Annotated in this window: 16 protein-coding genes; 12 read left to right on the top strand and 4 right to left on the bottom strand. The window is 47.3% G+C overall.

Translation table 11 applies throughout. The features are described from left to right. The first annotated feature begins 7 nt into the window (after positions 1 to 7). The 8 genes from EHS89_RS03695 (at position 8) to EHS89_RS03670 (ending at position 11,310) form a co-directional block, all read left to right on the top strand. A complete protein-coding gene (locus EHS89_RS03695; protein WP_276330359.1) occupies positions 8 to 2,170 on the top strand; it encodes a type I secretion system permease/ATPase in 2,163 nt (720 codons plus the stop codon). A 134-nt stretch (positions 2,171 to 2,304) separates the two neighbouring features. Next, positions 2,305 to 3,276, top strand: a complete 972-nt coding sequence (locus tag EHS89_RS03690; protein WP_124924741.1) for a hypothetical protein — start codon at positions 2,305 to 2,307, stop codon at positions 3,274 to 3,276. 356 nt (positions 3,277 to 3,632) lie between these two features. Continuing rightward, complete coding sequence (locus tag EHS89_RS21320; protein WP_170167399.1) at positions 3,633 to 8,561, top strand: calcium-binding protein; 4,929 nt, start codon at positions 3,633 to 3,635, stop codon at positions 8,559 to 8,561. After that, positions 8,558 to 8,704, top strand: a complete 147-nt coding sequence (locus EHS89_RS21015) for a hypothetical protein (protein WP_170167398.1) — start codon at positions 8,558 to 8,560, stop codon at positions 8,702 to 8,704. Before EHS89_RS21320 ends, EHS89_RS21015 begins: the two co-directional genes overlap by 4 nt. Then, positions 8,670 to 9,053, top strand: coding sequence for a toxin-activating lysine-acyltransferase (locus EHS89_RS03680; protein WP_124924739.1), 384 nt, complete (start codon positions 8,670 to 8,672; stop codon positions 9,051 to 9,053). Before EHS89_RS21015 ends, EHS89_RS03680 begins: the two co-directional genes overlap by 35 nt. 307 nt (positions 9,054 to 9,360) lie before the next feature. Continuing rightward, the gene (locus tag EHS89_RS03675; RefSeq protein WP_124924738.1) at positions 9,361 to 10,428 is read left to right on the top strand and encodes an alcohol dehydrogenase family protein; all 1,068 of its coding nucleotides are present in this window, start codon (positions 9,361 to 9,363) and stop codon (positions 10,426 to 10,428) included. Between the two features lie 161 nt (positions 10,429 to 10,589). After that, entirely contained in the window at positions 10,590 to 10,766 is a 177-nt protein-coding gene (locus tag EHS89_RS21010; RefSeq protein WP_170167397.1) for a hypothetical protein, read from the top strand. A 328-nt stretch (positions 10,767 to 11,094) separates the two neighbouring features. Beyond that, the gene (locus tag EHS89_RS03670; protein ID WP_124924737.1) at positions 11,095 to 11,310 is read left to right on the top strand and encodes a hypothetical protein; all 216 of its coding nucleotides are present in this window, start codon (positions 11,095 to 11,097) and stop codon (positions 11,308 to 11,310) included. A gap of 189 nt (positions 11,311 to 11,499) precedes the next feature. On the opposite strand, the gene guaD is transcribed toward EHS89_RS03670, so the two are convergent. From guaD to xdhA, 4 genes are all read right to left on the bottom strand, one after another. Continuing rightward, entirely contained in the window at positions 11,500 to 12,810 is a 1,311-nt protein-coding gene (gene guaD, locus EHS89_RS03665) for a guanine deaminase (RefSeq protein ID WP_124924736.1), read from the bottom strand. 66 nt (positions 12,811 to 12,876) lie between these two features. Then, positions 12,877 to 13,707, bottom strand: coding sequence for a xanthine dehydrogenase accessory protein XdhC (gene xdhC, locus EHS89_RS03660; RefSeq protein ID WP_124924735.1), 831 nt, complete (start codon positions 13,705 to 13,707; stop codon positions 12,877 to 12,879). Positions 13,708 to 13,756: 49 nt separating this feature from the next. Continuing rightward, a complete protein-coding gene (gene xdhB / locus EHS89_RS03655) occupies positions 13,757 to 16,156 on the bottom strand; it encodes a xanthine dehydrogenase molybdopterin binding subunit (protein ID WP_124924734.1) in 2,400 nt (799 codons plus the stop codon). Continuing rightward, on the bottom strand, positions 16,149 to 17,588 hold the full coding sequence (gene xdhA, locus EHS89_RS03650) for a xanthine dehydrogenase small subunit (protein WP_124924733.1): 1,440 nt from the start codon (positions 17,586 to 17,588) through the stop codon (positions 16,149 to 16,151). Before xdhA ends, xdhB begins: the two co-directional genes overlap by 8 nt. A gap of 668 nt (positions 17,589 to 18,256) precedes the next feature. Between xdhA and EHS89_RS03645 the strand changes: the two genes are divergently transcribed. The 4 genes from EHS89_RS03645 to EHS89_RS03630 all read left to right on the top strand — a co-directional run bounded on the left by EHS89_RS03645 (position 18,257) and on the right by EHS89_RS03630 (position 23,106). Beyond that, positions 18,257 to 19,687, top strand: a complete 1,431-nt coding sequence (locus tag EHS89_RS03645; protein ID WP_124924732.1) for a nucleobase:cation symporter-2 family protein — start codon at positions 18,257 to 18,259, stop codon at positions 19,685 to 19,687. A gap of 41 nt (positions 19,688 to 19,728) precedes the next feature. Next, positions 19,729 to 21,072: an 8-oxoguanine deaminase gene (locus tag EHS89_RS03640; protein WP_124924731.1), complete on the top strand. Its 1,344-nt coding sequence runs from the start codon at positions 19,729 to 19,731 to the stop codon at positions 21,070 to 21,072. Positions 21,073 to 21,269: 197 nt separating this feature from the next. Beyond that, a complete protein-coding gene (locus EHS89_RS03635) occupies positions 21,270 to 21,986 on the top strand; it encodes a DUF5020 family protein (protein ID WP_124924730.1) in 717 nt (238 codons plus the stop codon). A gap of 256 nt (positions 21,987 to 22,242) precedes the next feature. Then, positions 22,243 to 23,106 (top strand): urea transporter, encoded by an 864-nt coding sequence (locus tag EHS89_RS03630; protein WP_124924729.1) that lies wholly within the window; start codon positions 22,243 to 22,245, stop codon positions 23,104 to 23,106. Positions 23,107 to 23,194 lie beyond the last annotated feature (88 nt).

Genomic DNA, 23,194 nt, shown 5'->3' with positions numbered 1-23,194 from the left:
GGCAAATGTGAAGGCTAACTTAGCCTATATCACACCACAACCACAAGTATCTGAAACGGCTCAGGATTCAGGCGTTGCCTGTCTGTGCCTGTTACTGACCTATCATGGTCTCAGAGGTGATTATCAGCAGATCATCCATGAGTTTGGTGGCAACAGGCCACAGCTGGATAACATCGCGTTGATCCGTTCCGCCAAAAAGTACAAGCTCAAATCCCGCTCAGTCACCACCAGTGTAAAACGGTTAGCAAAACATCCACTGCCTGCAATGGCAAAAGATAATAACGGCGGCTATTTTATAATTGCCAAAGTTGTCGATGATCAGGTGTTGATTCAGCGACCATTTAATAGTCTCAGTGAAAAATCATTTGAACAACTGGAACAGTTCTGGAGCGGAGAACTCCTGCTGGTCACCCGCAGGGCAGAGGAGACTGCGACCAGCCTGAAGTTCGGCATGAAATGGTTTATCCCGGTATTGGCAAAATACAAACTGCTACTTACAGAGGTATTGTTTGCTTCGTTTTTTCTGCAGAGTTTTGCCCTGATTACACCGCTTTTCTTCCAGGTCATCATAGATAAGGTGTTGGTGCACCGGGGGGTAACAACTCTTGATGTGCTGATGACTGGGCTGATAGGTATTATTCTGTTCGAAGCGGTGTTGGGTTTCCTGCGTACCTTTATATTCTCCCATACCACTTCGCGGGTGGATGTTCAGTTAGGTAGCCGGTTGTTTAAGCACCTTCTCGCCCTGCCAATATCATACTTTGAGAGCCGGCCAGCAGGGCAGACCGTTGCCCGGGTCAGGGAGCTGGATACCGTCAGAGAGTTTATTACCAGCTCCTCCCTTACTGTGCTGATAGATCTGGTTTTCACAGTGATATTTTTTGCTGTGATGTGGCTGTTCTCACCTTTGCTAACTCTGATTGTTTTAGGCTCAATCCCCGCTTATGTACTGATTTCATTGCTTATAACCCCCTCACTACGAAAACGCGTTGAAGAACGTTTCTATCGGGGGGCTGCAAATCAGGCTTTTCTGGTAGAAAGCGTGACCGGCGCTGAAACATTAAAAGCGATGGCGGTTGAGCCGCAGATGCATGATCGCTGGGATGAAAGTCTGGCTGCTTATGTTAAAACATCCTTTAAAACCACGGTGCTTTCGGCGGCGGGTTCCCAGGCAGTGCAGGTTATTAGTAAAGTCACTATGGCGCTAATACTCTGGTTTGGCGCCAAACTGGTAATGGCCGGGGATCTGACTGTAGGTCAGTTGGTGGCGTTTAATATGCTGGCAGGTCAAGTAGGCCAGCCAATAATCCGTATCGCCCAGTTATGGCAGGATTTTCAGCAGTTCAGAATCTCTATTCAGCGCCTGGGCGATATACTTAATACCAAAACCGAGCATGATACCAGTTCTATGCCCGATCATATGCCGGCTATCAAGGGCAGAATAGAGTTAAAGGATGTAACCTTCAGATACCGCCCAGAGGAGCGGGAGGTGCTTAACAATACCTCACTCAACATTGAAGCCGGCCAGATGATCTGTATCGTAGGGCGCTCAGGTTCCGGAAAATCCACCGTCACTAAACTGATTCAACGGCTGTATAGCGCTGAAAAGGGTCAGATATTGATCGATGGTATCGATATCAATCTGATGGACCCCGCCTGGCTCCGCCGCCAGATCGGAGTAGTACTACAGGATAATATACTGTTTAACAAAACCGTACGGGAAAATATCGCCCTGGCTAACCCAACCCTGGGTATGGATAGGGTGATGCGGGTGGCGCAACTGGCCGGCGCCCATGATTTTATAATGCAGCTGCCCAAAGGTTATGAAACTCTTTTAGAGGAGCGGGGGGCTAACCTTTCCGGAGGCCAGCGTCAGCGCATTGCCATTGCCCGGGCATTAGCGATCGCCCCTCGTATTCTGATTCTGGATGAAGCCACCGCCGCACTGGATTATGAGAGCGAAGCAGAATTTCAGGAGAACCTGAAGAAAATCGCCAAGGGCAGAACCGTAATTATTGTTGCCCATAGATTATCAACAGTAAGGGATGCGGATCAGATTATGGTTATGGATCAGGGGCAGGTGGTTGAACAGGGTTCTCACATGGACCTTGTGGAATTAAATGGTGTTTATGCAGGCCTGAATGGCAGGGATAGGTTAGAACTTGGTTAATAACGATTTTTAAAAAAATTTTAACTCGAAGTTTTTTTAGATTCCGTAAATAACAAATTAAACTAAATCTTAGTTGCTTGGTAATAAAATGAGTAAGTAATCGTTAAGTTGATTGTTCTCTTTAAGGAGGAGGTATGAGATATTTTATCATTCTTATAAAACTGTTTTTTTTGTCGGGCTCTTTGCATGCTGGTGGTATATCAGAGTCAGTGAGAGAAGCACTGTATGAAAATGGATTTCAGGCTGCAGTTAATATGGTAGATAGTGCTGAAAACCCGTCTTTGGATGAGATTTATCTATCACTATACTTAGTTGATGGATTTGATGCTAAGACAAGTCGATTAGATTATTACATTAAAAGTGATTATAAGCAGTCAGAATCATATCGGATTGGATATTATATAGGAAATTTTTTAAGTTTAGATGAGAGTCAGATATATGATTTAAAGTCGATCTCTGAAAGTAATCATTTGGCAAAAATAGTATATGGAGTGAATTCTTATTTTAATAGCAGGGTTTCTGACTCTGACTGGGATATCAAAGAGCTTCAACCAATAATCTTGCCAACATATAAAGAAGAAGCTTTATCTGTGACCTTAAGTAGTATGCTTACCGGAGCTTATTTTTACAAAGTATACGGGAGGGGAGACTGTGAAAGTTTAAAGAGAGGGAGCCCGATAGCATATAATTTATATAGACTATATGGGGTTCAGGCTTTTAGTGGTTGCGATATAAGTCCTGAGGAACTAGAACATTATTTTCTTGTTTTCCCATCTTCGGATGGAGTCGAGAGATTACTTTCGTTGGATGAACATCATATTGGTGATGCTTTTTCATTTTGGGAAGAGAATAGCAAATATTCTCCATATAAAGATTTTGATAAACCTCTGTGCCTTAAAGAGTATTCTGATAATGAAAGCTTTAAGAAATGTTTTTTACTATCGCAAGCGGTTGCAGAGTACTGCTCATTGCCATTTTGGAGTGAGTTAGATACTAAACAATATGATGGCAAGGAAGTATATTCAATTAAAGGGTGGCGTGATTCTGACCAGTACATAGCCTGCAAGAAAAAGAATATTAGGGATATTTTGGAGAATGGAATATGAAGGGAAGAGGAACACCAAAAGCAGTTCTTGATGCTCTTAAAGAAATTTAGGCTGCATATAATACTGCAAATCAAAGCTCAACCCCTGGGCAAGATAAGGCAAAAGAGCAAGGGCTCGTTGTAGATAATGCATTTTCTATTGTTGAGGATGGTTTGAAGATACGCGGTATAGTTGCTGCGGAAAAGTATAACGTTGATCCTAATAAGATGACTTTTACGCCAAGCCTGGAGCCCAATAAGCTTGCAGTGGAGCATTTAGCTATAGCAGAATTGGTTTTTTCAGGTGTTCCATCTAGTGATGGTCAAGTCCATAGCGGGGATATAGAAAGACAAATATATGCGGAAAGAGTGGCATATATGATTGAGAAAAACCCTAATATGAACTTCAACGAAGTCGAAGAAGCAAGATTAGCTGAATATAATGGTATCTCACGGCAAGGCCATCCCAATACTCTAGGCGTTGGATATGAAGGATACGGTGGCCGAATTTCTGCTTCAGCTGATAGCAACGGTGATGGTATTGCTGGAAATGAAACATCGTTTGGAAACTATGCCGGTAATACACTTGGTGTGGGTAATGCTGGACTTGGTTCTGTTATTTCTGCATTAGCTGATCCAGACGGCGATGGGGTTGCTGGTGCTTCTGAAAATGGTAGAACATCTGGAGAAAATACCAACGGTTTTGGAAATTCTTTAGGAATAGGTTATGCAGGTTTTGGCTCAGAGGTTTCAGGTTCTGCCGATACTAACGCGGATGGAGTAGCTGATTCTGCTGGCTCCAGTAGCGGATCATCAGGGGGCGGTTATGCCGGAGCCTATGGCTTTCCTTTAGTCATTGATATGGATGGCGATGGCATAGAGCTGACCCCCGTTGATGAATCAGTTACCACCTTTGATTTTGATAACGACGGTTATAACGAACTAACCGCCTGGACCTCCTCTGACGATGCCCTGCTGGTATTTGATCTTGATAACGATAATCAGGTTACCCAGGCCAAAGAGATCGCCTTTGCGCAATGGACCGAAGCTGAGGATACCGACCTTCAGGCGCTGGCCAGTGAATTTGATACCAATCAAGATGGTGTACTGGATCAGAATGATGCTGGCTGGAGCTCGTTTAAACTCTGGCAGGATCGGGACCTGAACGGTCAGGTGGATGAGGGCGAGATGCAGAGCCTGGATGAGGCGGGTATCCGTTCTATCAGTATGACTCCTCGTGAAAATACCGGTTCAGTGCTTTCGGATGGTACAGAAATCCACGGTCTGGTTGATGTTGAACGGGACAACGGTGAACTGCTCAATGGTGCCGATGTGGCATTCCGCTATAACTCCAAGGGCTTTCGTACTGTTATCGATGATAGTGGTAACAGGGTTTATGAGTTTGAGGACGGTAGTGTCCTTAAAAGCAGGGTGCTGGCTGAAAGCGAGCAGGACTTTGATCTGGGTACTTCCGAAACTGACTGGATCTCCGCTGAGGGGAACCAGCTTGCAAACCTTCTGAATGGTAGTGCTAAAACAGAGAGTATTCTGCTTTCCGGTGGCGATGGCGATGACCAACTGTTAGGTGGTGCTGGGAATGATTTTATTATCGGTGGCGCGGGTGCCGATACCCTAACCGGTGGCGCGGGCCACGATATGCTGTTTGTGGATGCTGATGATTTGTCGGTAGCCGGTCAGGTTGATGGCGGTGAGGGATATGACCAACTGATTCTAACTGATAATGCAGCTGTAATAGTTGATGTCGAGTCACTGGGCGTGGAGGCTGTTGTTTCCGGCGATGGAGCTGATCAGCTTAGTGGAAGTATCGGTGATGTTAGCTATATCTTTAACAGTGGCGGTGGAGATGATCAACTACAAACCGCTGGGGGCCATGATGTTCTGATCGCTGGAGAAGGAGATGACACACTATCGTCTGGTGCCGGGCAGGATACCCTGATCGCCGGACAGGGTGATGATCTGTTAAACGCAGGGGATGATGATGACTTCCTTGCCGGAGGTGCAGGTCAGGATACCCTGAATGGCGGTGCAGGGAATGATACCTACCTCTATAACCGGGGTGATGGTCAGGATCGTATCCATGATTATGCCGAAGGTATCTACCAGGAAAAATATGATTATAAAGAGTCGGTCGATTATCAGGAACAATATAGTTATTACGAACGGGTTAAACGAAAGTCAGGAAAACGTACCAAATGGGTGAATGAACTGCGTACCGGTTATCGAACTGCCACAAGAGAGGAAGATAGAACCGGTTACCGAGAAGTTTACGGCGAGATTGATGGCGGTATAGATACCCTACAGTTTGGTATTGGAATAGCACTGTCAGATTTGGTTCTGAGCCGATCCGGTGAGGATATGGTTGTTCAGTTAAGAGATCAGGAGAGTCCGGATCAGTTATCCGATGACCAGGTAACCATTGTTGATTGGGCTGATCAGAAAAACCGTATCGAAACCTTTGCTTTTAGCGATGGTAATCGCCTTGATTTCAGCCAGATTATGCAGGGAAAGCATGGTTTTGCTGCGGATGATCAGCTGGAAGGTAGTGATGAGGGGGATTTTCTGTCCGGTGGTGCCGGTGCTGATAACCTGAAGGGTAATGGGGGTAACGATATCCTTACCGGCGGCGATGGCGCTGACCAACTGCTGGGTGGTGAGGGTAAAGACCTGTTGTTTGGTGATTCCGGCGATGATCATATTCAGGGTGAATCCGGGGATGATTATCTGATTGGTGCTGATGGCAGTGATAACCTGGACGGAGGAGATGGTGATGATGTAATTGCCGGTATGAATGGTGATGATACCTTGTCTGCTGGTGAGGGTGATGACCTGCTACTCGGCGGTGCCGGAAATGATCTGCTACAGGGGGGGGCTGGTGATGACACCTATATATACTTCCGTGGTGATGGAAAGGATGAGATCTACGACTATAAAACCGTAGAAGAGACTTACCAGGAACGCTATGTTTCCGGGCAACGCTATCGGCGTTCAGGAAAATCGGGCCGTTGGGTGAATGAATATCGCACCCGAACTAAAACCCGTACTGTTCATCAGGATGCAGGTAATGATAGTTTGCAGTTTGGCTATAGTATCGCTCTGGCAGATCTTTTTTTTGAAACCCAGGGCGATGATCTGCTTATCGGTATCCGGGATCTGACTGATGCTGATACTGCTTTGTCTGAGCTGAATGATCAGTTAACCATCAAGCGCTGGGCCCATGAAGAGAACCGGATCGAAACCTTTGAGTTTGCCAATGGTCTTGAACTGGATATGTCTGCTATAACTTTTGCCCGATCGGGCTATGAATCAAACGATCAACTAGAAGGTACTGACGCCGGGGATATTCTTTCTGGTGGGGGCGGCAATGATTCACTGAATGGTTTTGCTGGCGATGATTATCTGATCGGTGGTTCAGGAGATGACCTGCTCTCAGGTGGTGCAGGTGATGATGACCAGTTCGGTGGTCAGGGCAACGATACACTTAGCGGTGGAGAAGGGACTGACTACCTGCTTGGCGGTGAGGGTGATGACACTCTGGATGCTGGTGTAGGTAACGATGTGATTACCGGTGGTCTGGGTGATGATCTCCTGAAAGGCGGTTTAGGTAATGATATCTACATCTTCAACCGCGGTGACGGTAAAGATGCTATCGATGAATCGGCCTACACAGAGGTGGAAGAGACTTACACCTATACCGAACGGGTAACCCGTCCTAAATATACCTGGAAAGGTAGTAGCTGGGGTGGAGTGGTGACAGTGAATGAAACCCGGACCGGCTATAAAACCGTAAGCCGTGCTGTCGAGGGTGGTGATGATACCCTTCAGTTCGGTGCCTATATAGATATCTCGGATCTGATAATCTCAATGGATGGCAATGATCTGTTGATTCAACTGAAACCACTGGATATTGATGCAGAGGTTAGTGATCAGATTACCGTTAAAGAGTGGCTGACACCAGAATTCCGTGTTGAGCATCTTCGCTTTATTAATGATTTTGCAGTCGATATTGCCGATATAGAGTTTGCCCGGACCGGTGCTTCTGCAGATGATGTTATTGCCACTGAAAGTAATACCTCTAGCTGGCTTGCGGGGGCAGACGGTAATGATCAGATCAGCGCATCCGATAGTGCTGATATTCTGTTCGGCGGTGAGGGAGATGACAGCATATCTGGCGGCCAGGGCGATGATATCTATATCTATAATCTTGGCGATGGTCACGATACTCTGAGTGATACTGGTAGTAGTGCTGTTGGTGAAAATGCCTATGCTCCGGGTGGCGATAAACTACTCTTCGGCGCCGGTATTACCATTGAGCATTTGGTACTACAGCGATCCGGCGATGATCTGCGTATCTACGTACGGGAATCGAGTGAGTCCAGGGTATCTTTATCAGAATTAAACGACTCAATACTGATAACTGACTGGGCTCAGGCTGGTAATCGAATAGAGGTATTGCAGTTCTTTGATGGTAAGGATTTTGATATTTCTCAGGTAACCCAAACCTTTATTGGCTCAGACCTCGGCGACAATACAGGCCCAGTAAATGATCAGCTAACAGGCTCTGACGATGCAAACTGGCTGGATGGTTTCGGCGGTAATGATAGTCTTAAAGCTGCGGAGGGTAATGATTACCTGTTTGGTCGTGCAGGAGATGATTTTCTGGCAGGTAATCAGGGTAAAGATATTCTGAGTGGAGGTAGTGGTGATGATCAGCTCATGGGTGGCATGGGAGATGACCTTTTGGCTGGCGATGCAGGAAATGATGCACTATTCGGCAATCAGGGCAATGATATCCTGTTAGGCGGTGCCGGTGATGATCAGGTTAATGGCGGTTTCGGCGATGACTATATTATCGGTGATAAAGGTTCCGATACCTATACCGCAAGCGAAGGTTTCGATATCTATAAATTTGGTTTTGGTGATGGCCAGGATACCTATATCGGTGCCAATGAGTCTGAAGTAGTGAACTCTGATCTGCTTCTGCTGGAAGATGATATATCGAAGGGTGCGCTTTGGTTTGAGCGGGTTGATAATGATCTGGTGATGCGGCTTCTGGGTAGCGACGACCAGATTCAATTCAGTGATTGGTATGCACAGGAAAGTGATGAGAAATCGGTTATTGCATTCCAGGCGGGTGAAGATCTGCTCTACGCTAAAGATGTAAATACCCTGGTGTCAGCAATGGCATCTTTTACACCAAATGATGGCACAACCGCATACGGCATAAGATCCACAGCGTTGCCGGAGCCGATTAAGCTGGCTGTCGATTCAGCATGGAGGGCTGCATGATGGAACAGCAGAAGACATTGAATAGCAGCCCGGTAACAGAGGCATTGGGAGAGATTATCTGGTTGATGGGGCACTCTGAATTACATCGGGACTGGCCGATAGGGGGGGATTCAGCAATGGGTATACCCCGCCATTATAAATAAGCAGTTCCGTATTTATCGGAATAAAGGCAAACCTTGTGGTTATGTTTCCTGGGCCTGGATGTCTGAGGCGGTTGAACAGAAGTATATTCTGGACACGGGAAGTTTGCTTCCAGAAGGTTGGAAATCCGGAGATAGGGGCTGGTTGATCGACTTTATAGCGCCGTTTGGTGATACGCGCAGAATCGTGAATGACCTGAAATCTAATGTGTTTTGTGATGATGTCGGCCGCTATCTAAGGGTTAAGCCTGGCTCGGATACCATGCAAGTAAAATATGTACATGGTGTGAATGCGATTAAAACTGATAATCCAACAGTAGATCTGAAAAAAGCGGAGCAGTTATTTGGCTGAAGAGCATTAAGCTCAAAGGATAAGAATAAAGCGGTTAGGTTGATGATGCACCACCTGGACCATATCGAAGATAAACTGAGTCTGGATGATGACAATGCATCGGATGATCTTAAAGCGGTATTTTCAGGTCTTATCAGTGGTAAGTAACTGAACGGGAAAATTTAAACCGTTGGAAAGAGCTTCAGGTTATACCTCAGGCTCTTTTTTATGCCTGTCATACAGTGACGGATAGCTATAGCTGATTGATATTTGTATCTTATCGGGCAGGTATCAAGGCTTAAGGCTTAGCATTAAGGAAAGGAGCGTTATGACAGAGCTGATGAAAGCGGTAGTGACGACCGGCAACGGTGGCTATGACAAACTGGTCTATAAAGATGTCGCTATGCCTGAGTTAAGCGAGGGTGAAGTACTGATAAAAGTATTAGCCGCCGGCATTAATAACACGGAAATTAACACCCGACTTGGTTGGTATTCCTCCAGTATTAAGCAATCGACCAATGCGACTTCAGATCAGACACTAGATATAGAAACCCCTGATGGTGGCTGGAATAAGGCGACCCCTTTCCCCTTTATTCAGGGGACCGATTGCTGTGGGCAGGTTGTAAGCATCGCTGATGATGTTAAAGCTGACCTGGTCGGAAAGCGGGTATTGATTCGCTCCTGTATTCGTGAACAGGATTTCAACTCGCTGGATAATGTCTGGCTGGGGTCGGACTTTGATGGTGCTTTTGCCGAGTATGTGAAAGTACGGGCCTCAGAGGTATTTCCTGTGGACTGTGACTGGAGTGATGCTGAATTAGGTACTATTCCTTGTGCTTATGGTACCTCTGAAAATATGCTTCACAGAGCTAATTTAAAAGCAGGCGAGATCGTCCTGATTACCGGAGCATCGGGTGGCGTCGGCTCTGCAACAGTGCAGCTGGCTAAACGTCGGGGTGCTAAAGTCATCGCTGTCGCCGCTCTTGAAAAGCATGCTGAGGTTGCCCGGCTGGGAGCCGATGTCTTGTTAGACCGCTCTGCTGATCTGCTCGCTGAGCTGGCTGAACAATCGATAGACCTGGTTGTGGATAATGTTGCGGGAAGCACTTTCCCAACCATGCTAAAGCTTTTGAAACGAGGCGGCAGATTTGTGTCCTCAGGGGCAATTGCCGGGCCTGTAGTCGACCTGGATATGCGGGATATGTATCTGAAGGATATCTCTCTGATAGGTACGACTGCCTGGGATGAACCGGTGTTTCCAAACCTTATACGTTATATCGAAAAAGGGGAGATCCGTCCGGTACTGGCGAAAACCTTTTCACTGGCTGATATTGCGGAAGCACAAAAGGAATTTCTCGAGAAAAAACATGTCGGGAAGTTTGTGCTTATTCCTTAATACTGATTTCGACGCTATACATTCCAAGAATCAGAGTAATAGGTATCGGCTTATAAAATATATACTTGTATAGAGTGTACATTTTACTTGGATTTAAACTTCGGTGAGCAAGGCAGAAAAATGTTACTATAGCTGGTAATTATAATAACGGAGTTATTTTCATGGCGGCTAAGCCTAAAAAACCAGCAGCAAGTGAAACTCACGATTCAATAGAGGAACAGACGGCAGCCTTTCTCAAGGCGGGCGGTGAAATTCAACAAATCGCCAAAGGCGTTTCTGGTCGTGATAACGACGCAGGTCCTCGTCATATAGACCTGAGAAAACCAGCAAGTAAGTAAAGCAAGTCGTACTCGACGAACCGATTCGACAGCGTGAATTAGATAAAAATCCAGATTACCCCAATAACTGGTATTTTTGTGTGTGGGCCCTGTTTGAGTTTAGTGCTTGAACTCAGAACCTGTTTAGTTACTCTGGGTGCTTCTATTGCCGCTAACTTATAGCGATAGTGTTGAGTTGATGTATGTTGTAACTCTGCCTTTTATAAGCTTTCTCCCTGTGCTTTAAGTCAGATTAAAAAACTATTTTATCAAAAAAAATGGTGACAAATTATTAGTAATAATTTGTTGCCTGAGAAAAAATTAACCCCCTCGATTGGATAATGAATTAATGGCGAGTAAGGCTTTTTTACTTCAGCGGATATGTGTTTTTGCAGGCAAAGAATTAGACCCGAATTCTGATGATCAGGTAAATGAAGTTCTAAGAAATAAGTTTAATATTCTACTGCCTCAGCGTCGTTCGATGACTGAATCGATGCAAGCGGTAGCCAGTGATCATGAAATTATTGGATTGATTATTCAATATCGAACAATGGCGAAGAATTAAAATCGATTATCTGTGAGTCAACCCGAACTAGTACGTTGAAACACAAGGATAAATTGAAGAGTAGAGGCTGGGCGTTGCATGTGAGGATTGAAGCAGGAAATAGCCCCGCTGGACTACTTATACAGGTAGAAAAATGGCCATGTATTATTCAGATAACATGACCATTTAAGTCAAAAGAGCAGAGCATGATTAGTCGCGTTTAAATACGCTTTGTCCCATCGCAAATGTCTCTTTAACCGCCCGGTCATCGCCCAGCGTCATCATGACAAACAGGCGTTCCTCAAGGCTTTTTGCCTGCGCCATCCGATAGCCCATCAGCGGTGTCGAGTTATAGTCCAGCACCACAAAATCAGCTTCGCTACCCGGTTCCAGGTTACCCACCTGTTCATCTAACTGTAGCGCTTTCGCACCCCCTAAAGTCGCCAGATATAGCGATTTAAACGGATTCAGTTTTTCGCCCTGTAACTGCATCACTTTGTAGGCTTCATTGATGGTCTGCAGAATTGAAAAGCTGGTACCTGCTCCAACATCGGTACCCAGACCTACTTTAATTTTATGCTGTTCCATTTTCGGCAGGTTGAACAAACCGCTGCCGAGAAACAGATTGGAGGTAGGACAGAAGGCGATCGCTGAATCTGTTTCTGCCAGACGCTTACATTCGTCGTCGCAGAGGTGTACTCCATGGGCGAATACCGAGCGCTCGCCTAGCAGATTGTGGTGGTCGTAGACATCCAGATAACCGTTCTGCTCAGGGAACAGCTCTTTTACCCACTCGATTTCGTTTTTGTTTTCTGACAGATGAGTATGCATATACAGACCGTCATACTCCTGCAGTAACTGTCCGGCCGCAGTCAACTGTTCCGGGGTACTTGTCGGCGCGAAACGTGGTGTTACCGCATAGTGCAGACGCCCTTTGCCATGCCAGCGCTCAATCAGCGCTTTGCTCTCTTCGTAACCGCTTTCGGCTGTATCCGTAAGGGTTTCAGGTGCATTGCGATCCATCATCACTTTGCCGCAGATCATACGCAGGTTACGTTTTTCCGCGCAGCTGAAGAATGCATCTACAGACTGTGGGTGGACAGTGCCGAATACCAGCGCGGTGGTCGTACCGTTGCGTAGCAGCTCGGTGAGGAATATGTCAGAGACCTCTTCGGCGTGGGCAGGATCGATAAACTTATGTTCAGCCGGGAAGGTGTAATTCTCCAGCCAGTCCAGTAGTTGCTCGCCGTAGGACGCGATCATGCCGGTCTGAGGATAGTGAATATGGGTATCAATAAAGCCCGGTGTGATCAGGGCATCTTTATACTCAGTGACATCGATATCAGCCGGCAGGTCTTTAAGCAGATCGGTGGCATTGCCCAGCGCACTGATCTGACCATTATCCACGACCAGCAGGCCATCTTCGAAATAGCGGTAACTCTCAGGAATGCCCAGTTCTGCCGGATCACCCAGACTGTCTAAGATGGCGGCGCGGTAGGCTTTTATAGTGGATTGTGTCATAGCTGGCAGGTCTCAGTATCGTTGTCAGTATTGTTACATGTTTGGTTAGTCATCAGTGATTAATCGTTATATTGCAAGACGATTAACCACTGCTGTTTCTGCTGGTGTGGTTTGCTGTTGGGTCCCGAATGCAGCGTTGTAGTGTGCTATCACTTCGCCGGCAACTGACACGGCGATCTCCGCCGGTAGTTTGCCTTTTATTTCCGGGATACCCATCGGGCAGGTCATACGATCGATCTGTTCGCTGCTAAAGCCTTTGGCCTGCAAGCGGTGGACAAATTTATTGCGTTTAGTGTTCGAACCGATCAGACCGAAATACTTGAAATCATTGCGCGTTAGAATCGCTTCGGTTAGCTCCTGGTCCAGCTGATGGTTATGGGTCATGACGATGAAGTAGCTGTCAGCAGGCTGATTCTCTACCTCATCAACCGGGAACTCATTAACGACCTTTTCTACGCCATCGGGAATCAACTCCGGAAACTCCTCTTCGCGGGCATCGATCCAGCGGATCTTACAGGGCAGGCTGGCCAACACCGGGATCAGCGCTTTACCTACGTGACCGGCACCGAACAAAGTAATCTGTACGGTGCTGGTCGCCATAGGTTCGAATAACAAAGTGGTCGCACCGCCACAGCACTGACCAAGGCTGGCGCCCAGTGAAAAGCGTTCCAGCCGCGGCTGGGTCTGTTTCTCTGCCAGAATCTGACGGGCGATTTTAATCGCCTTGTATTCCAGATGGCCGCCGCCGATAGTATCAAACCGCTGCGCTTCACTGACCAGCATTTTGGCCCCGGCATTACGCGGCGTTGAGCCCCGCTCTTCCACGACGGTGATGATGACCGCGGGGGTAGCGTCGGCTTCCAGCTTGCTTAGCGCTTTGATCCACTCAGTATTCATATTAGGGCTCCCACTCTTATTATTATCGCTATCGTTATGTTCAGGAGGCTTATGCTTCGGTTGTTTCCAAAGACGTTTCAGCTTGTGGTTGTTGCTGCTGTTTTTGCACATCCTGAATCGCCCATAACACTCGCTCTGGTGTTGCCGGAGCGTCGATCGACGGACTGATGCGGTAACCGGTCAAACTGGAAATCGCGTCTTTAATGGCGCAGAACACGGAGATACCCAGCATAAATGGTGGTTCACCCACCGCTTTAGAATTAAACACGGTATCTTCTTTGTTCTTACGGTTTTCCACCAGGCGTACCCGGAAATCGATCGGCATATCGGTGACTGCCGGAATCTTGTAACTGGCAGGTCCGGATGTCATGAGTCGGCCCTGATCGTTCCAGACCAGTTCCTCGGATGTCAGCCAGCCAGCGCCTTGGACAAAGGCGCCTTCCACCTGGCCGATATCAATCGCCGGATTCAGTGAAGCGCCGACATCGTGCAGGATATCCGCACGTAAAATCTTATATTCACCGGTCAGACTATCCACTACGACTTCGCTGCAAGCTGCGCCATAGGCGTAGTAATAAAACGGTCGGCCCCGGGCCTGATCGCGATCGTAGTAGATCTTAGGCGTGCGATAGAAACCGGTGCTGGAAAGCGATATCTGGTTGAAATAGGCCAGCTCGATAAACTCAGAAAACGGCATCAGCTGATCACGAATAATCACGTGGTTATTGCGGAACCCGATATCTTCTTCCGAGACATTGAAATGGCGTGCAGCAAATTCAACCAACCGCTGTTTAATGTTCAGGGCTGCATTTTGCGCAGCTTTACCATTCAGATCGGCGCCGGATGATGCGGCAGTCGGCGAGGTATTAGGTACCTTGTCGGTATTGGTCGCAGTGATATGGATAGTATCAAAATCAACCTGAAACTCTTCTGCAACAATCTGGGCGACTTTAGTATTCAGACCCTGACCCATCTCAGTACCACCATGGTTAAGGTGGATACTGCCGTCGGTATAGATATGAATCAGTGCGCCTGCCTGATTAAGGAAGGTTGCGGTGAAAGATATACCGAATTTAACCGGCGTCAGTGCCAGGCCTTTTTTCAGGATCGGGCTGTTGGCATTGTATTCACTGATCTCCTGACGGCGCTTTTGATACTCACAGCTCTGCTCCAGATCTTCGATCAGTTCTGGCAAAACGTTGTCTTCAACCTTTTGATAGTAGTGGGTGGTATCGCGGCCTTCGCCACCATAGAAGTTGTTCTTTCTCACTTCTAAAGGATCTTTACCCAGAGTGCGGGCGATATCATCGAGAATAATCTCCGGCATAATCAGGCCCTGGGGTCCACCAAAACCACGGTAGGCCGTGTTAGATGCCAGATTAGTTTTACAACGGTAGCCGGTGATAGTGGCATCACCTAAGTAATAGCCGTTATCACTGTGAAACATTGCCCGGTCAACAATTGAGTTGGACAGATCGGGGGAGTAACCGCAGTTACCTGCCAGTTTCATCTCGCAGCCGGTAATACGGCCATTATCATCATAGCCAACCTCATACTGATTGAAGAACGGATGCCGTTTACCGGTCATCATCATATCTTCCATGCGGGGTAAGCGCATTTTGGCCGGACGACGGGTCAGATGGGCAACCACTGCCGCCAGACAAGCCGGGCTTGATGCCTGGGTTTCTTTACCGCCGAAACCGCCACCCATGCGGCGCATATCGATCTGAATCTTATTGAACGATACGCCCAATACTTCAGCGACCAGTTTCTGGACTTCGGTCGGATTCTGAGTGGATGTATAGACGATCATACCGCCATCTTCGGTGGGTATAACTGAACTGATCTGGGTTTCCAGATAGAAGTGTTCCTGTCCGCCAATGTGGACGCTACCGGATACCTGATGTTTGGCTGCGGCTAATGCGGTAGCAGAATCACCCCGTTGATGGGTGTGGGGTTCACTAACGTAATGCTCTTTTTCCAGAGCCTCTTCAACCGACAGGACCGGTTCCAGATCTTCGTATTCGACAATAGCGGCCATAGCAGCTTTACGAGCGGTTTCATGATCGTTAGCAGCAACGGCCAGTACCGGCTGTCCGTAGAATTCGACGATGTCATCGGCCAGTAACGGATCACCAGGCAGCACTGCACCTATATCCAGCTGACCAGGTACGTCTTTAGCTGTGATCGCGATAGCGACACCGGGGAAGTCGTAACAGGGGCTGACATCCAGCTTGGTAATCCGGGCGTGGGCTTTGTCAGACATCCGCGCATAGACGTGGAGTTGATTCGGGAACTCCAGACGGTCATCGATGTAGAGCGCTTCGCCACTTACCTGCTTGGCAGCACTTTCATGTTTAACACTACGACCAACGCCGGTTTTCAAGTCCTGCTTAACCAGTTCCAGCATCTCGGCCTGGGTTTTCTTATTGTTATGATGATTAGACATATGCGGTTACCCGTGTTTCAACTTCTGGGGTTTCAATCTCAACAAAGTAGCGGGTTAGCATGTTCGTTGCTGTTAACATGCGATATTCCCGGGAAGCCCTGAAATCTGAGATTGGATTGAAATCCTGTTCCAGTGCCTGCTTTGCCTTTTCGATAGTTGCCATCGTCCAGGGGGCTCCGGTTAATACCTTCTCGCACTGGCGGGCCCGCATAGGAATGGCAGCCATACCGCCAAATGCAATTCGGGCTGATTCGATCTGGCCATTGTTGATACGCAGATTAAAGCAGCCGAGTACGGCTGAGATATCATCATCGATACGCTTAGATATCTTATAGCTGCGAAACTCTCCGTTATCGGTTGAGCGGGGCAGGATAATTTTTTCGATAAATTCACCCGGTTGCTGAGCGGTGACTTTATAGTCAATAAAGTAATCCTGCAGAGCGATGGTACGACTCTGCTCACCTTTGCGAAGTACTAACTGAGCATTCAGTGCGATCAGCGCCGGAGGCGAATCACCAATGGGTGATGCGTTACCAATGTTGCCACCCAGTGTGCCCTGGTTTCGGATCTGCAATGAGGCAAAACGATGCAGTAGTGCGCCAAAGTCCGGGTAATCACTGTTGAGTGTTTCATAGCAATCGGTCAGAGCGGCACTGGCACCCAGTTCAATCCTGTCATCAAATACTTGGACCTGTTTCAGCGCATCTATATCCCCGACGTAGATCAGGTTTTTAATCTCCCGGTGGAACTGAGTGACCTCTAGCGCAAGATCGGTACCGCCAGCGACCAGACGGGCATCTGGGTACTGTTCAAGTAACCCGGCCAGCTCCGTGATGCTGGTTGGATTGAACGCATGGTTAGTACCATCGGAAATCTGAGTCTGCTGCTGTGGTTGAATGCCGCGCAGTTTCTCAACGGTCTCAGTCAGGTCAGTATCGAACTTGTCCGGTGTAACATCTTCATACATCTGTTCAGCGGCATCGATAATCGGACGATAGCCGGTGCAGCGGCATAGATTGCCTGCCAGCGCTTCATGAATATCTTCTTTATCTGGCTGGCCTACGTTTTTGCCCAGGGCAAACATCGACATAACGATACCCGGGGTACAGAAGCCGCATTGGCTGCCATGACAATCGACCATCGACTGTTGCGCCGGATGAAGCTGATCACCCTGTTGCAGATCTTCAACACTGATGAGTTGTTTACCGTTGAGTGCAGAGATAAATGTGAGGCAGGAGTTGATGCTTTTATAGTGAATGCGGTCACCGTCCAGTTCACCCAGTACGACAGTACAAGCGCCACAATCTCCGGATGCACAACCCTCCTTGGTACCTGTCTTGCCGACTTCGGAACGCAGGTAATTCAGCACAGTCATGTTGGGGTCTAAGTTCTGCTCAACCCGCAGTTCCTTATTTAGTAAGAACCTGATCAAGGCGGACCTCCTGATATAGTTATATTTGTTATGGAGTTTAGTTTGAATACAATCATTAAAGTAAAAGCTGACTTTTAAGTCAATATAAAGCTGACCCAAAAGTCAGTAAATGTAATATCTAAGGCCTTTAAATATTTTTCGTTTAGCGCCAGTGGCCCGGTAATCTCCTGTCTTAGCGGAGATTGCCAAGTGAAATTTCTGCTATCAGCGGGAAATATATTATGTATACCTTTATTTGGTGTTTTTTGTATACAACTGTGTTTTGTATACTTTGGGTTTAATTCTCATTGAATTGTCAGACCTGCTTATTCAGTGGGTCGTACTTCATTGTTGTTTCTGATTTATAGTCACGCTGTTTTAGTTAACAAAAAGGCTATCATTCTGCAGTGGCGAAAAGATGTTGATATGCCATGTGACAATGCTTTTAGCACTGTTTAGGTAGTTTTTAGAGGTGGGGTGTAACCTGGTTGGTTATTTGGTGGATACAATGATTCAGATAGTATTTCATAATGTGAATATTAAATTGTATACATAATTGTGGACAAGGTGCGTCGCCTGATTTAACTTTAAGCTTGTGCAGATCATTTGATCTGAAAAAACTTGTGAGAACCCGGTTTGGCACAGAAGCCGGGGAATAACCGAAAAAAAATAACTAGGGTGATATCACAATGGCTAAAGGCAACTCATCATCAAACGATCTGGTTTTCGGACTAGACGATAGACCCGGATTTTCTGTTTCAACCTTTGCAGCTTTACAGCATGTGCTGGCAAGCTTCATTGGTATCATTACACCAACCCTGATTGTTGGCGGGGTGCTTGGCTTAGGTAGTGAAATACCTTACCTAGTCAGCATGGCGCTAATTGTGTCGGGTATTGGTACTTTTATTCAGGCGCGGCGGTTTGGTCCGATTGGCTCCGGGCTACTCTGTGTGCAAGGCACCAGCTTTGCATTCCTGAGCTCCATCCTGGCGGCCGGCTTTATTGTTAAAAACAGAGGCGGGACACCAGAAGATATTCTGGCAACTATTTTCGGCGTCTGCTTCCTGGCGGCTTCCGTAGAAATTATCCTAAGCCGTTTTATCGATAAGCTTAAAAAAATCATTACGCCGATTGTGACAGGTACCATTATTACACTGATCGGCTTACACCTGATCAAGATTGCAATGACTGATATTGCCGGTGGTTTTGGTGCTCCTGACCTGGGTTCTCCGGTGAATCTGTTACTTGCTTCCTTAGTGCTGATAACCATTGTTATCTTTAACCGTTTCCAGGTGCATCTGCTGCGTTTAAGTGCAGTGATTATGGGTTTGACAGTTGGTTTTGTCGTCGCATGGTCGATGGGTAAGGTTGATTTCAGTACGCTGAGCACATTGCCACTGGTATCAGTGCCTGTACCCTTTAAGTATGGCTTTAACTTTGATCTGGCCGCTTTTATTCCTATCGCTATTATTTATGTGATTACTGCACTGGAAACCACTGGTGACCTGACGGCTAACAGCATGGTTTCTAAGCAACCTGTCACTGGTCCGTTGTTTGTTAAGCGTATCAAAGGTGGTGTTTTGGGTGATGGTGTAAACTCTGCTATCGCTGCATCTCTGAACAGCTTGCCGATGACCACCTTTAGTCAGAATAACGGCGTCATTCAGTTAACGGGTGTTGCCAGTCGTTATGTGGCTGTCTTTATTGCAGGGATTTTGGTACTGCTTGGTCTATTCCCTATTATCGGTGGTGTATTGCAGCAGATGCCCAAGCCGGTGCTTGGCGGTGCTACTCTGATCATGTTTGGTACTGTAGCGATGGCCGGTGTTAAAATTATTGCTGAGAGCGGCCTTGATCGCAGGGCGATGTTCATTACTGCCATTTCAATCGGTATGGGTCTTGGTGTTGATTTTGTACCTGAAGTACTGTCTTCAATGCCTGATCAAATGAAGAACATTATTGGTAACCCGCTTACAATCGGTGCTTTTGCAGCTATCTTCCTGAATATTATTCTGCCGGAAGACCTGGGTGCAGAGGAATCAGAAGCTCAGGCTGAAGAGGTTTTCAGTGAGTCGGAAGCTGAAGCTCAGGTGGTTGTTGTTGAGCCCAATAAAAGTTAATTAATGCTGATATTAAAGTTGAATGATTGGAGAAACAGCCTGTGAGTGCGCATAGACTCTGGATAAAAGATCCCCTGGCAACCCTTACAAGCGAGTGTGCTGGTGGTGTTGTTATTGAAAACCAGCAAATAGTTGAGCTGGTGGCCAATGGAGGAACGCCGACAGTAGCGGTGGATGAGGTATTTGATGCCCGTGAACATGTTATGTTGCCGGGACTGATTAACAGTCATCATCACTTTTATCAGACGCTGACCCGTGCCTATCCACAGGCGCTGAATAAGTCACTGTTCAGTTGGCTGAAGAGTCTTTATCCGGTGTGGGCCAAGCTGGGGGAAGAGATGATTGAGGTGTCTACCCAGGTGGCACTGTCAGAGCTTCTGTTGTCCGGCTGTACCACGGCAAGTGATCATCACTACCTGTTTCCCCAGGGGCTGGAAAATGCCATTGATATTCAGATGGTACAGGCCGCAAAGCTGGGGGTGAGGGTTCATTTGACCCGGGGTTCTATGAGCCTTGGCGAAGATGACGGTGGTTTGCCGCCACAGTCCACGGTGCAGGATGAGGATACTATTCTGGCGGATAGTGAACGTCTGATTCAGCGCTATCATAAAGCTGAAGCAGGGGCGATGACCCGGGTTGCTCTGGCGCCATGCTCTCCATTTTCGGTTAGTGAAGAGTTGATGCGGGCCAGTGCTGCATTAGCCGAACAGCACGACGTACGCTTGCATACTCATCTGGCCGAAACCCACGATGAGACAGCTTTCTGTATCGAGATGTTTGGTCTGCGTCCATTGGATTATCTGGAGAAGGTAGGCTGGTTAAACGACCGGACCTGGCTGGCCCATGGTATTCACTTTAATGATGATGAAATACGTCGTCTGGGTGAAGCGGGTACCGGGATTGCACACTGCCCATCTTCGAATATGCTACTGGCCTCAGGGCTCTGTCCGACATTGGCGCTGGAACGTGCCGGTAGTCCGGTCGGGCTGGGGGTCGATGGTTCTGCCTCCAACGATGGTTCTAATATGATTCAGGAGGTGCGTCAGGCGTTTTTGCTGGGTCGATTGAAGTATGAAGCGTCTGAAATTACCCATCAGAAAGTGCTTTCATGGGCGACTGAAGGATCGGCCCGGTGTCTTGGTCGGGATGATTTGGGAGCGCTGAAAGTAGGGAAGCAGGCCGATATAGCACTCTTTAAGCTGGATGAACTGCGCTTTGCCGGTGCCGGAGATCCACTGGCGGCGCTGGTACTTTGTGGCGCTAATAAGGCCGATAGGGTGATGGTAGCAGGCCAGTGGCGGGTTATCGATGGAGCAATTCTGAATCAGGACCTGAATCAGCTGATTGAGCGCCAGAAAAGCCTGGCGCAAAGGCTGGCCAGTTAGTCCCTCCTTTCTGGACTAATAACTAAGCAAGATTAAACAACAGTTCTGTACCGCCCCCGGATATTCGAAGCGGGGGTAAGTGCGGTCTGTGTTGTACAGCACTTTCCCAACCCAATACTCAGCAATGCCTTCAGGACTGGTCGGCAGAGCTGTGTGCGCTCGAAAAAACTGAAAATAAAAATAAGGAAACGGCAATAATGAAAATATCAAAATCAGCAGCATGTATTCTGGCTGGAGCCCTGCTATCCACTTCAGCATCTGCAGAACAGCTGTGGAGCTCTTTCAGTCTGAGTTACCTGAAAGGCAGTGATTATGAGGTAGGGGATAATGAGCGTCAGGTAGTGACGATAGAGCATGCCAGTGGTCACAGTTGGGGAGATAATTTCCTGTTTATCGATCGTCTGGAATCAGATAACGGTGATAGCAGTAATTATATGGAGCTGTCGCCACGACTGAGTCTGGGGAACCTGACTGAGAATGGTCTTTCCTTCGGGCCGGTTAAAGATGTTCTGTTAGCGGGTACCTGGGAAAGCGGTGAAGGCTTTGATAACTTCCTTGCCGGTGTCGGTGTGAGTCTGGACGTGCCTGGTTTCCGTTACGTAAACCTGAACCTTTACCATGCCAATAATGAAGGTAAGGATAATGATCGTCAGTTAACGCTGACCTGGGGCCTGCCATTTGAGCTGGGTAGTTCTGAGTTTCTTTATGATGGCTTTATCGACTGGTCGACTGAAGAGTCAGACCATGCATCAGAGATGAACTTCACCTCTCAGCTTAAATGGAATGCAGGCAAGCTGATAGGGACTAAGCAGCCTGTTTATGTCGGTGTCGAATATGCTCACTGGAATAATAAGTTTGGTATCGACGGGGTTGATGAGCGTAACCCGGCGCTGTTACTAAAGTGGCATTTTTAATGCCTGGCTATCTGATCTCGGTTTTGCCTGAAGGGCTTATTAATAGTGCTTATTAACAGGGCTTATTAATAGGGCTTTATAGTTGCAGAGTTTTACCCCTTCAAAGCTCTGTGATTTTAAAGCGTTGCCGCTACAATCTTATACAGGCAAACTGAGTTGATACAGCGCTGCTCCGTAATAACGGAGTGGCGCTTCTTTTTTACCCTGGTTTATTTGCCCTTGTAATACCCACTTAGCTATTTGACAGAGAGCCAGAATGCCAGCCGTATCTCATATTTACTTTAAGCCGTTGTTTCGCGGTATTGGACAGATAATGCTGCAGAACAATGCGCTGACGGGGTTGCTGTTTCTGGCCGGTATCGCTGTTAATTCAGTGGAGATGTTTATAGCTGCGTTGATTGGACTGATTAGCGGGCATTTAAGTGCGACGGTTCTGGGTACTGAAGCGGAACACCGGCAGCAAGGATTATATGGTTTTAATGGTGCGCTAACAGGTCTGATGATCTGTTTCTTCTGGCCGATATCCGTTCTTAATCTGCTTATTATATGTGCAGCGGCGATGCTGACATCGGTATCTATGAAACTGTTTCTTAAGTGTTCTGTATTGCCGCCGTTTACCGCGCCTTTTATTCTTTCAGGCTGGTTGATTTTGCTGTTGTGCGACAGGGGGGCTGCAGCGGTTGCGATAGCCGGTGATGTGAGTTTTCTGTCGTTGGTTGAGGCTTTATTTAAAGGGCTGGGGCAGGTCATGTTTCAGGACAACGGGATCAGCGGCCTGTTATTTCTGGCTGGCCTGTTTGTCGCCTCGAAAACGGCTGGAAGCTGGGCGCTTCTGGCCACCGTTGTCAGTGTTATTGCCGCTTTTCTTATGAACTTTTCTGACACCCGGATTTTATCCGGTCTCTACAGCTATAACGCTGTGCTTGTCGCTGTAGCACTATCAGCGAATAAGACTATTTCTCCTGTGTTTGTCTGCTTGGGTATTCTCCTGACTGTGTTAATAGCAGAGCTGTTTCTGATGTCAGGCATTATTCCGCTAACAGCTCCTTTTGTCATCGGAGCCTGGTGTATGTTGCTGATCGAACAGGGAGTAAAAAACAGAATGAAGAGCCAGACTTAATAATTTTATTTGACTATAAAGTCAGTTATTGTCAAATCCTGATTCAGTATCGGCCCGGTGATTGTTATGATGTCTGATGTTGACTTAA

The organism is Amphritea balenae, from assembly GCF_003858655.1.
Taxonomy (GTDB): domain Bacteria; phylum Pseudomonadota; class Gammaproteobacteria; order Pseudomonadales; family Balneatricaceae; genus Amphritea; species Amphritea balenae.
The sequence above is the reverse complement of the archived record's forward strand: the minus strand, read 5'-3'. Positions and strand labels throughout refer to the sequence as shown.